We start from the raw sequence: 11578 nt of genomic DNA, 5'->3' as shown, positions 1-11578 counted from the left end.
GGGTTGAAGTGGGAGATATTCGGGGCCGCAGGTAATCGAAAATGCCGAATCATTATCACTCAGTTCAATCTTTGCTTCGGAATAATCGCAATCGAAGCGGTAAAAGAATATCGGATCGAACACTCTCAAATCTGCCTTATAACCATTTTTGATGGTATTTATAAGCTGATTGGCTGATTCTAAAAAATCAATCTTTTCTAAAATTCTTAGCGCTTCTTCATCCGAATTTAAAAACCAAAACCCGACGGCTTTATAAAATAAGGAACGCTCATCGCGAGCATCACCTATCATCTCTATCCCTTTTTGCACATCGGCACTCATGACATACGCACACCCCTTTAATGCACCGATAGGAGCATTGAGGGCTACATAAACAAAATTTCCCTCAGCAAACGCTTGCTCGAACGTGTCATAGTTGATTTCAGGGGTTCTAATCATGCAACAAACATCTCACTCTCCATATCTTGGATGCAATCGATTTCAATCCAGCCACCACGAACCAACACCGCTTTAATCGGCATGATATGATCAATAATCATTTGTAAAAAACTGGTCATATACATTTGGTCGAACGTTTTGCCATCATAGATCGCATCTCGTGATAAAGAAGCGTAAAATTCTATGATTTCATCTAAAAGCTCTTTTTTAATTTTAATCAATCCCATATACTGACCTTGAATCTCATCATAGCTTCTCGGCTTTTTCCCAAGCTCCATGATATTTCCAATATCATCCAGTTTCATCGTTTCCGCATCTGATAGAGGATCGTCCATTCTGTGTTCCCATAATTTCAACCACGCTAAATCCACCGATGTAGATAGAGGAGATGATTCAGAAATCACCTTTTGTAAGACCGAATCGGTATAAATAATATCCGCGTAGGAAATAATCAGATCATCATCCATCCACTCTTTAGCACAGAAAAAAGTGCTGACCATATTTGTCGTTGCATAGGCTTTATTTTCAAAAAAAACGATTGTTTGATCTTTAAGATACTCTTTTAATACATCGATTTTATAACCCCCGACAATAGCGATATCCTTAATACCGCAACTGTGCATCGTCTCTAAAATGGTACTGATAATTGACTTTCCTTGATACTCAACCATGCATTTTGGTCTATCGTTTGTCAGAGGTCGGAGTCTTGTCCCCGCTCCTGCGGCTAAAATGATTGCTTTCATACGTTATGCTCCAAAAAAATGTTGTCACTCAACACATAAACTTCATGAAATGAGTGCCATCGAAGAGTACGTAACATCAGTTAATAATACCAATACATTGAAAGTTTAACCTCGTTATCGCTCAATCCAGTGATATTAAACTTATCAACGGTATGTTCAAACTCAACCAAAGTTCTAAATAATCCACTCTCCCTTGTTAGTTCATGAAACACCCCAAGCTTTTGTTCCAAAGCATTGGGGGTGAGCTGTGCTGTTGCGTTTTCATAATTTATATATCCATCAAGTGTCCGTGACGTAGGAATTGAAAAATCCATATTACCACTCACCACACGCATCGGAACTTCATAGCTGATTCCCGAGTTCTTATAATACACTTTTGCTTTTCCGCCAATGCCGTGAACATCAGATACGTCCGAGACAAGACTCCCTACAGCACTATCTGCTTTTCCGTATCCGTAGATCAACTGACCCTCAAATTTAAAATCATCCCCTGCCAATATTTTCTTAATATTAAGGTAATACGTATTTGAATTATCAATCCCAAGAGCACCCGTTGCTGTCGTTCCAAAAAGATCATGCGTATAAGTACCAACAACACTTAAGCTTTTGTCAAACTGCCATCCGATTACCCCATCATTGGTAAGCGTATTCACCCCTACAATCAGATTACCAATATGAGTATTCGCAAATTCATCAAAATCGATTGAATTAGTTTGCGTTCCAGCAACAGCCCTAGTCATATTGACTTTGAAATCGCGTTGATAGCTGTCTAGTACAATGGTGTTATCTAAAAATTCAAAATTTTGGAGTGCCATACCCATAGAAGAACCCGTTGACATTCGAGTATTAGCCAGTGGTGTACTTGTCGTATTTACAATGGCAGCTGCTCCGGTGACTTTTGAGGAACCGGCAGTCGGAATACCAGTCGATCCAACCGGAGCAAACGCACGATTAAGATTGAGCTTTCCATTTCCATAAATATCATCGACTCCAGCAACTCCCAGATCATCCGCAGTTGCGAAAAGAATATTAGCCATTGCCCGACCACTCAACGCTGGCCATTTTTGATACATCAGTGCCATTGCCCCTGATACAATAGGAGCGGCAAAGCTTGTTCCGCTTCCCGCTCCTACAATATTACCCCAAATACCATAATTAGCACTTCCAGGAGCCAAAATATAGTTGCTCTTAGTGATACCCGCACGATTGGAAAAAGAGGCGATATCACTTCCATCTGAATTAAGAGCACCTACAACAATCCACGCTCCGTTTTGATTAAGCATATTGGCACTCGCCATACTCGCTTCCCATGGAAGAGCTGCCGGACGAAGACATTGCGTAATATCCGCGCAACTCTTACTCTCATTTCCGGCAGCGGAGACAAAAGAAACATTTGCTGCTTGCGCTGTAACATAATTAGCTATATTAGAGTATCCGCCTAAATTAGAATAAGTACCAAAACTCTGATTAACCACCTTAACATTTTGAGATTGCGCATACGCCACACCCTGAAGAACTGCATCTAGAGAAATAAAACTACCGCCTGCTTTAATCGAAAGCAAGGTTGCATTGTAGGCAACACCATGCATACCAATGTCGTTTTTAGCAGCACCCACTTGGGATAAGACAAAGGTTCCGTGACCATTTGCATCCGCTCCCGCCATCGATGTCACTGTGATGTTGATATTCCCGGTGCTATCATTCGTTGAAGCACTTGCATAGGTATACCCAGACCCTCCATTGGTTACAAGAATCGCTTTAATCTTCCCATCCGTTCCAAGAAGTGCCTTGGCTGTCGCTCCACTCCCATCTCCCGTGATTGTGACCACAGGTGCAGTAGCATACACCTGATCTGCATTGTTCATCGTATAATTAACCCAAGCAACTTGATCCCCGGTAAAATTATTCCAATCTAGCGACCAACCAGCAACACCATTAAAAGTATCATTCACATTTCCAGTGTAGGTTGCAAGCAGATTGGGTTCTATTATGTTTGAGCGACTGAGATTGGTAATCAAATCCGGATGTGTAGCATCTACCCCTGTATCAATAACGGCTACCTTGACACCAACCCCTGTATAGCCAGCGTCGTATGACGTTTGAGCACCGACAAGTCCTAATGCAGGATTTGTATTATATTCAATCTGAGCGGCTGTAAGAGAAGGCGTTAAAGGGGCTGGTTGCGCAGGGGCGGACGGACCACCTCCTCCACCACCACCGCCACCAAGACATCCCGTAAACAATAGAGCAAAAGGTACCGAGATAGCAGCTTTTATGCTTGTTTCGAAGTTGGTTTTCATACTTTATGCTCCAAAAAAATTTCGTATACAATCTTTATCCGATTCATAAAACGGCTTCTCTCTCTCAGGATGCCACATCATACCGACAATAGAAAGTGTAGCATGTTCAATTGCCTCTATCGAACCGTCTAAACTTCGGGCAATAACACGCATCACTCCGCTCTCACTCAATGCATAGTCATGATAACTATTACGTTCCCCACCGATCAAACCAAATCGACTCTCCGTAACAAATATTTCATGTCTGCACCGCACATGCTCTTTTATTGGATTGACTTTGCCTCCAAAAAACTCCCCCAACAGTTCCATTCCTCTGCAAATACCTAAAATAGGTATCTCATTTGCTACAGCAAACTCCACTAGCGAGCGTTCATATTGATCTCTGATTTGATTCTCGCTCGAAGGGTTTACAGAGCTTAAATCATTACCGCCGCTCAATATAATTCCCGATAGTGATAACGTTCGTAAAAACTCTATACTTGTATCCATGTACGAAAAAACAACCAAATTTATATTCAATTCTTTGCACAGTTCAAACCAATTCATATCTAAAGCCGTGCGCATCTCACCGCTGTTGCTGTCTCTATAAATTCTAGGCGTTATTATGATTGTTTTCACGAAATCACCCTGCATACCCTAGATGCCGCATCCAGTTCAATCACTTTGGCTTTGGAATAGTTTGAAAATAGTTTTTCTCCGGCTCCGATAATCGCCGGAATCCCAGATTCTGCACACCGAATAGCCATATGTGAATTAGCTCCACCATAACAAGTAATCAATCCGGCTATCCCTTTGGTCAATAAAAAATCATACCCTGGATCTGCGTTTTCTATGCAGACAATTTTTTCTTTTACATTATCATTCCACATAGTCACTTCGGCTATTACCGATTTCAAAGTTATGAAGTTGGGTTCCCCCTCCTCAAGAGAGTAGTGATATATATCCTCTGAAGTTACCAATAACGAGGGAAATTTTACCGCTTGCGTAAAGAGATACTCATTTTTATTTCTTTGTATCTCTTTATCAAATATATTTGCAACATCCGATGCCTCTACCGAAGAGTAAAGTCTCATAATCTCTCCGATGGATAAATGTGCCATATCGCCTCGACTGATACCGAGTCGTGCTCCGTATTCCTCTATATATACTAGAACTTGACTAAGACTTTTGGTAAAAACCAATTTTGCATATTCCCTAGCCTCTATTGCCTCTCTTATAAAATTCGTCAATTCATCAAAATTTATCTCAAGATTATTTTCCAAAAGCAATGACGAAATCATCTCTTTTTGCAATGCTTTCCATTCAAAATCAATGCTTTTGTAATCATAGGGCTTAGTGTTAAAATAGGTATCAAAAGCCTCAGCATAAGTCAAAGAATTTATATCGTACGTGCCGGGTCTCAAATGTCCGTATTCCGATAGAAAATCATCTTTTGAGATTTTATCCTCAAAAACGCTCATCAGATCGGTACTCAGCTTCTTGGAAACCGTATTAAGCGAGTATAGAAAATCTTGCTTTTGATTTGCGCTAAAGATACCCAGAGCCACAAATAAATCCAGAAACTGCGTTGCCATAAAAGCAGCCCGTGCTATACCGGCAAACGGCAATGTCCCGTATCGTTTACACTCCTCTATGAGCCAATAAATTTTATCCACAAGCGATAAATGCGAATCAACGATTGCCTGATATCTCTTCTTTAATTGTTCGATTTTTGCAATGTCTTTTTTATACAACCCGCCATCTTGTTTGATGACATTGTTAGTCAGATACAAAAGCGAAGATTCTATCTGTTTGAGTTCATCCTCATTGAAAAAATAGCCTCTTAACTTTTGGAGTCTCGATGGTAAATCAAGGGTATAACACGAAAATAGAATCTCAAACTCAACCTTATCATGAAAATGAGGAGAGTCTTCCAATCTATCCAGATAATAATCAATCAGTTTGCCTGCAATCTCTTCATCCAACTCTTTGGGGACAAAAGAGTTAAATGAAACTCTCACATCAATATATGGAACCCCTAAAAAATCCACCAACAAAGGATGAGATCTTAAATTCCTATACCCGAAATTATCACGCTGATACGCCCAAACCGAATCGGTTACCAACTCTTTATAGAGGGATAATGCCAGTTTTTTAGGTTTAATCCCTATGATTTCAGCTGGATTCCAATCGGGCATAACCCCATATATCACCCTTGAACCCAAAAGTGCCGGATGAGACATCGATAGTTTTTGAATTTTTTTAGATACTTTATGCAAAGCATCGCGCAGATCAATACCAGAGAAGTCCAACACAGTTTTTGACGTCAACGCTCTTACTTGTAAGAGATACAGTTCATTATCTACAAATGCAAACTCTATATCCAATGCAGGATTATCCAAAATAGACTCAAGCTCTTTTGCCATACAAATAAGTGCTTTATGGTACCTATTCTCCAAATTAGATTCACAATATTTAAAATATACAAATGTTTTTAGAGTATTCTTATGTCCTGCGGTAACACCATCGGTACTTCCTGAAAAATCCATATTGGCTATGACGTAAGGGGCAAAAGTATCGGGATCTGAAGTAAACAAAACTCCACTGCAACTGACATCTGAAAGCATCGGTTGTACGAAAAATTCACTTTGTGCTTCGAAGAGACCATAAGAGTTTATCACACGTTGTATAGCCGATACACATTCAGCCCTATTGTTGGCATCAATATCCAGAATACTAAGAAAATGTCCTGCATACGACGTATCCTTTCCATCCTCTTCTTTAGCACTGGAACGTACAATAATTTTGTCAAAAGTATTTGCTATGGTTTGAAGAACGTTCTCTTGATTCTCCAAAAATTCTTCTATCGTAAAGCACAATTGCGGCAATATACGACAACTCAGCAATTTGCCCTCTAATTGTGCTAATGTTTTTGCTTTTGAAAGAAACTTCATCTTGTTTTTTGAACCGTCCAAGCTCTTATCTTATAGGGTGTTTCTATATATTCGAGACCGCTAATCTCACTTTCTATCATATCAAGAATTTTTTGCCATCTCTCTTTTCCAGCCTGCGCTTGAATATCATTCACAGAATGCCATACTCCCATATAACGTTCTATAGACATCACCTCCACATGATCACACTCCATAAAAACACATTCTTTGAAATCTCCGGTAGATGTTAGAATATACTCCCACTCTTTTGTATTTTGCGCTCCAGAGGAAACTCTGTTTAGTTCCGGAACAATTTTTTTTATCTGTTCTTCTATATTTAGGTGAAAGGGGGATCTTTGAATATTTCTAGGGTTCCAGATGGCGGTAAAATAGCCATCAGGTTTTATAATTCTTGCTAATTCCGGTAAAGATTTTTGTGGATCAGTCCAATGAAAAGAAGATGCCATACAGGCCCAGTCAAACATATTGGTCGGCAATTTTGTATCTTCTGCACTACCATGCAGCCATTCAATCTCATCTTCTTGGGTATATATTGCCCCTTCGGAACGCATAGCATCATTCGGCTCAACGGCAGAAACCTTTAGCCCTATTTCAGCCAACATTTTTGTAAACTTCCCTGTACCCGCCCCTATATCCGCCACTCTTACCGTATTATTTAATTTTAAATCCATAATTTTTAATAACTTTTGAATTAAAAACTCACTATATGCCGGTCTATTGATATAATATTTCGCCAACTGTGTAAAATCGCCCTGTTTCATCATTCACCCTTTATCAAACTATAAATCTTCTCTACATTTAATGTCATATCTGCTATTTTAGTATTATTAATGATCAAATTAGCCTTATCCGGTTTATCGTATGGCAAATTTACCCCAACGACATCCGTCCGTTCTCCTTTGATAGCCTGAGTATACAACCCTTTTTGATCTCTTCGAATCAATTCATCTCTGTCGCATTCAATAAATATTTCCATATAGTTTTCAATTTTTTTTCTGTTTAATTCATGGATCTCTTTATAGAGGGACATTGTTGCACACACAACATGTATATTTTGAGAGACTAAAAACCGACACATTCGATGTATTCTATAGGCATTTTCTAATCTATCTTTTGGATTATGCCCAAGATCATTGCCCAAGATCTCTCTAAAACTATCACCGTCTAAAAAAACGATATTTTTATACGTTAACTTGAGCTTTAAATAAAGGGCATTTCCTATCGTTGTTTTACCGCTGCCGGAGAGACCCGTTATCCAAATCAGCCAACTGTTTTTATTTAGCATGTTTGAGCCTTATCAAAAAATGGCTTCAACGAAATACTCCATCGTCGCAGACAAGATACCGCGGCTTGCTGTATCGGATAATCATCCTCAAATCGTAAATTCATAGCAATAAAAGTATTTAGTGCCGCTCTTGCCTCATCTGAAGTTTTATCCTCAAAAATATTTTCAACATAATAGAGTGCTTCTAAAATCATAGCGATTCTCAACGCTACTTTTGTGCTCATATTCTCAATTTGATATAGGGTATGAACCTCTTCGCGTGTAATATCTATTCCGGATTGAAAACGATCCAGTATTTTTACAACTATTTCGTTTACTTCCTCCGGTAGTTTATCCGCAATAATGGATCGGGAATCTGCCTTGATATATGTATCTATCAAATGCGATACATGTGCTTCACCCTCATCCAAAAGCCCAAACGATATTTTTCCAACCTCCGTTATACCTAAGAGCAACTCTTCCGAATACGTTTGCTTCCATTCATCCACTTTACCTTTGCGTGCCGTTAAAAAAGTCTCTTTCGTCGCTTTTTGCATTTCATCCATTGCCCGTTTAGCATTTTCAAAGCTCGAATGTTCAACAGCTTTTTCCACCTCTTGGGTTGTGCGATCAATCTCTAAATATTTCAAAATTTCTTGCACTGTCTTGACTGGAATTATTTTTGTATTTTTAAAATCAATTATTTTAACTGGCATAAATCGACTCATCGTCATCCAAAAAAAGACGAAAAAAGTAAAAGTTTCAAAAGGCGGTAATTCAAAAAGACCGGGAAAATGATCCGGCCATACATCCTGACGTTTTAAATAGACGTCAAAGGTATAATGTTCTTTATAGTTCCTACAATACATTGAGTATATAGCATCACGCGGATCACGTATAAATAAAATAGTCTTTTTATGTCCTTGATTGACAAAATCCAATCGATGTTCCCAAAACACTTCTATATTAGCTTCAAAAATAAACTTCTCCTGACGATGTAAAATCGGAAGATGCCATTTCAAATGGTTCAATGCATCAGGTTCTATTAGAGTCAAGTCATTTTCGAAAGACCAATGATTTTGCCCAAACCCTACATTTGTCGTCTTAATATCAAGTTCCAATAAAACATTGACCAACCAAGCGACGCCGCATGAAAAGGGGGGGGAAACAATTTGATAAGATGCGGTTTCTTGCCCATCAAAATGATTTTTAATCTCTTGTATGACCATCTTACTTAACCGTTACTGCTATGATTATCTTGCAACTGTTCAACATGCCTTTTAGCCGCCCATTTTGCGTATTCACCAAACTGCACCCCTGCATTAAATAGTGCATCACATATTTTCTGATATCGTTCCAATCGAATATGATGATCGATGTATGGGGTTTCACTGTACCATAAATCTGCCGGAATCATTTTGGGGTATTTGGCGTAAAGATTCTCTTTCTCACCTCTAAAGTGTATACCAAACAGTTCCGGATTTTCATAATAGAGACTCCCCGCCGCAAGCATTAACGTATTTATATTTTCCATCATATCAATATAAGGCTTATTTTCTATGACAAATGCAATCGATTCATTGACATCTTCATCCGTTTCACCGGGTACTCCAATAACCATATTAGTAGTAACGCGAATCCCTGAAGCATGAGCATCTCGTAAATTTTGTGTCACCGTTTTCTTTGGATACCCTTTTTTCTGAAGCCTTAGCGTATTTTTAGACCATCCGTCTACACCGAATCGTAAATGGACAAAACCACCGGCTCTGAGCAACTGGAAATACTCTAATGTACTCTCCGGATGAATACGAAGCTGCCCTACAAGTCTGATTTTTAAATCTCTATTAATAATTTCTTTGCATATATTGCCCAATGCTGTAGGGTCACCATTGAGATCACTTTCGTTAAAGTGAAATAAATCACACCCCTCGTTATAGAGCCATTCAAATTGATCTGCCATGTATAGTGCCGAGTTGTTACGCCAACTAAAGCACTCTGCACAAAAAGTACATTTTGACCATCGGCACCCTCTGGAAGCGGCGATTGGCATTAGTTGATAGCCATTGTAGTTTCGATAGATACTCACCCCATACCATTGGTATTTTGGGAAATCAATCTCATCCAAATTCAATATTAACGGCGCAGGAGTCCATATAAAGTGTTCATCATCATAGCGAGAAACTACTCCTGCCACATTTTTAGGCTCTCCCCTGCTTAAGATACTTTTTACGATATCGGGCATAGTCATATCGGCTTCGCCTACAAAAACATAGTCATAACACCCTTCATCCATAACACTCTTAGCCAACGTATGATTAGCACTGTCATAGCCGCCGGCCAAAACCATAATTTCCGGCCTGAGGGCTTTGACTCTGGTAAATATTTCATGAGCCATCAGTCGATTGGTTTGATGAAGCGATATCCCAACTATTTTTGGATTTGATGCTATCAGTTTGTGAATTATCTCTTCTATTTCATCTCTAAAATACTCTATAAATTCCGGTTTTTCCCACTCATCCGCACTTTCCATATCCCAAGGGTCTTCCTTGATCTTATACCCTTGTTTGGTAGCTAAACATTCCATCCCATCCATAATACGCTTAGTATGGAATCGATGATAAAAAACAATATCAAAATCGGCTGTTTGATGTTTGATATCTAACGTTGATAATAAATTGTGAACATACCCCAACCCATTCGGAGCCATAGCCATATAACGAGCAGGTAAATCAAGAAGTAAAAAATCCAAATTTTGTTCAAATGATATACGTGGAATAACGATAGGATAAATCACATTTTGGTCATAAACCTGCCACACTCTTTTCGGTAGACTTCTCCAATGTTCATTCTCCAATATACTTAGAGTTACGGCATTAGGATATTCTTCCATCAATGCTTGTATCCGTAAAAATTCGGTTTCAAGTATTAAAACCGTCTTCTTCTCATCACCATCAAATAAATCGGTAAGTCTCGGTTCTAACGATTCTAAATAGACTTTTAATTCTTGGTTCCCAACCACATGCATTTTTTGGTGTTTTAATATATCGGCAAGCATGGATGCTAATCGAATGTCATCATCACTTCCATCATGTGAAAATGCTCTGTGTATACAGAAGCGGACACTTTTTCCTGCCGGAACATAAACGTCTTCATATACCTCTTCTATCCGCTTTCTCAATGCTTTTTGAGAGAGTCCGTCCAAATCAAAATCATACAAACTTTTCAATGTCTCAATGTGTATATTTTTACCGCTTTTTTGAATATTATTGATGAGTTTTTCGACTAAACCGGTTTGGTGTATACACACAAAAACAGCTTCTATATCACTCGGAAGTTCGTGTAAAGATATCACTTTTTTACCGTGAATTATCGTGCCCCATAACGCTTCTTTATCATCTACGATGATCTCTATTGCATCCATAAATTCGGGAGAATGGCGTAAAAAATAGTTTAACAACTGACCAGCTCCGTAGAGGGCTACTTTTTTATAGTTTTTGAGATGCCGTTCAATCGCTTTTATAGCAATACCATCATCTCCTCTGGTATCAAAAGTAAAAACACCTTCATAAACAAAAGCTAACTCTTTTTTTATATCATCCTCTAGCATAGTTCCCTCGCAAATAATGATTTTTCATATGGATTTGCTTCTAAAAATCCTAAATGTCTTCCATCTCTATGAAAATATCTTCCATTGGGTCCATCTTCTCCGTGTGATAACAATGCCAACGTCATGGCACAAACCGTGTACGGGCTATGGGGGCTTTGCGTATTCATTTCGGTTTGAGCTTCCCACGGGTCTAAAATATTAAACTGTACCTCAACTGATGGGTAATTCTGAGCATATTCCGCAGCCATAGAACCACATGCTGCATTAAGGGTCGCTTTTGAAAGATTATAGAG

General features: G+C 38.9%; 10 protein-coding genes. All 10 read right to left on the bottom strand.

Features of this window, described 5'->3' with window-relative positions; translation table 11 throughout:
* Positions 1-438 (bottom strand): hypothetical protein (locus WA010_RS08480; protein WP_422556695.1); only part of this gene is annotated, 438 nt, incomplete at its 3' end.
* On the bottom strand, positions 435-1181 hold the full coding sequence (locus tag WA010_RS08475) for an NTP transferase domain-containing protein (protein WP_422556694.1): 747 nt from the start codon (positions 1179-1181) through the stop codon (positions 435-437). The genes WA010_RS08475 and WA010_RS08480, both read right to left, overlap by 4 nt.
* An 80-nt stretch (positions 1182-1261) precedes the next feature.
* On the bottom strand, positions 1262-3481 hold the full coding sequence (locus tag WA010_RS08470) for a S8 family serine peptidase (RefSeq protein ID WP_422556693.1): 2220 nt from the start codon (positions 3479-3481) through the stop codon (positions 1262-1264).
* Between the two features lie 3 nt (positions 3482-3484).
* Complete coding sequence (locus WA010_RS08465) at positions 3485-4099, bottom strand: gamma-glutamyl-gamma-aminobutyrate hydrolase family protein (protein ID WP_422556692.1); 615 nt, start codon at positions 4097-4099, stop codon at positions 3485-3487.
* Positions 4096-6414, bottom strand: a complete 2319-nt coding sequence (locus WA010_RS08460; protein WP_422556691.1) for a PEP/pyruvate-binding domain-containing protein — start codon at positions 6412-6414, stop codon at positions 4096-4098. Before WA010_RS08460 ends, WA010_RS08465 begins: the two co-directional genes overlap by 4 nt.
* Positions 6411-7175 carry a class I SAM-dependent methyltransferase gene (locus tag WA010_RS08455; protein ID WP_422556690.1) on the bottom strand — a complete coding sequence of 255 codons (765 nt, stop codon included), beginning with the start codon at positions 7173-7175 and terminating at the stop codon, positions 6411-6413. The genes WA010_RS08460 and WA010_RS08455 overlap by 4 nt, the downstream gene beginning before the upstream one ends.
* On the bottom strand, positions 7175-7699 hold the full coding sequence (locus tag WA010_RS08450) for an adenylyl-sulfate kinase (protein ID WP_422556689.1): 525 nt from the start codon (positions 7697-7699) through the stop codon (positions 7175-7177). The genes WA010_RS08455 and WA010_RS08450 overlap by 1 nt, the downstream gene beginning before the upstream one ends.
* A complete protein-coding gene (locus tag WA010_RS08445) occupies positions 7693-8907 on the bottom strand; it encodes a sulfotransferase domain-containing protein (RefSeq protein ID WP_422556688.1) in 1215 nt (404 codons plus the stop codon). The genes WA010_RS08450 and WA010_RS08445 overlap by 7 nt, the downstream gene beginning before the upstream one ends.
* 5 nt (positions 8908-8912) lie before the next feature.
* Positions 8913-11285: a radical SAM protein gene (locus WA010_RS08440; RefSeq protein ID WP_422556687.1), complete on the bottom strand. Its 2373-nt coding sequence runs from the start codon at positions 11283-11285 to the stop codon at positions 8913-8915.
* Positions 11279-11578: hypothetical protein (locus WA010_RS08435; RefSeq protein WP_422556686.1), on the bottom strand; the 300-nt coding region annotated here is incomplete at its 5' end. The genes WA010_RS08440 and WA010_RS08435, both read right to left, overlap by 7 nt.

Source organism: Sulfuricurvum sp. (assembly GCF_049305995.1).
GTDB lineage: Bacteria > Campylobacterota > Campylobacteria > Campylobacterales > Sulfurimonadaceae > Sulfuricurvum.
The sequence above is the reverse complement of the archived record's forward strand: the minus strand, read 5'-3'. Positions and strand labels throughout refer to the sequence as shown.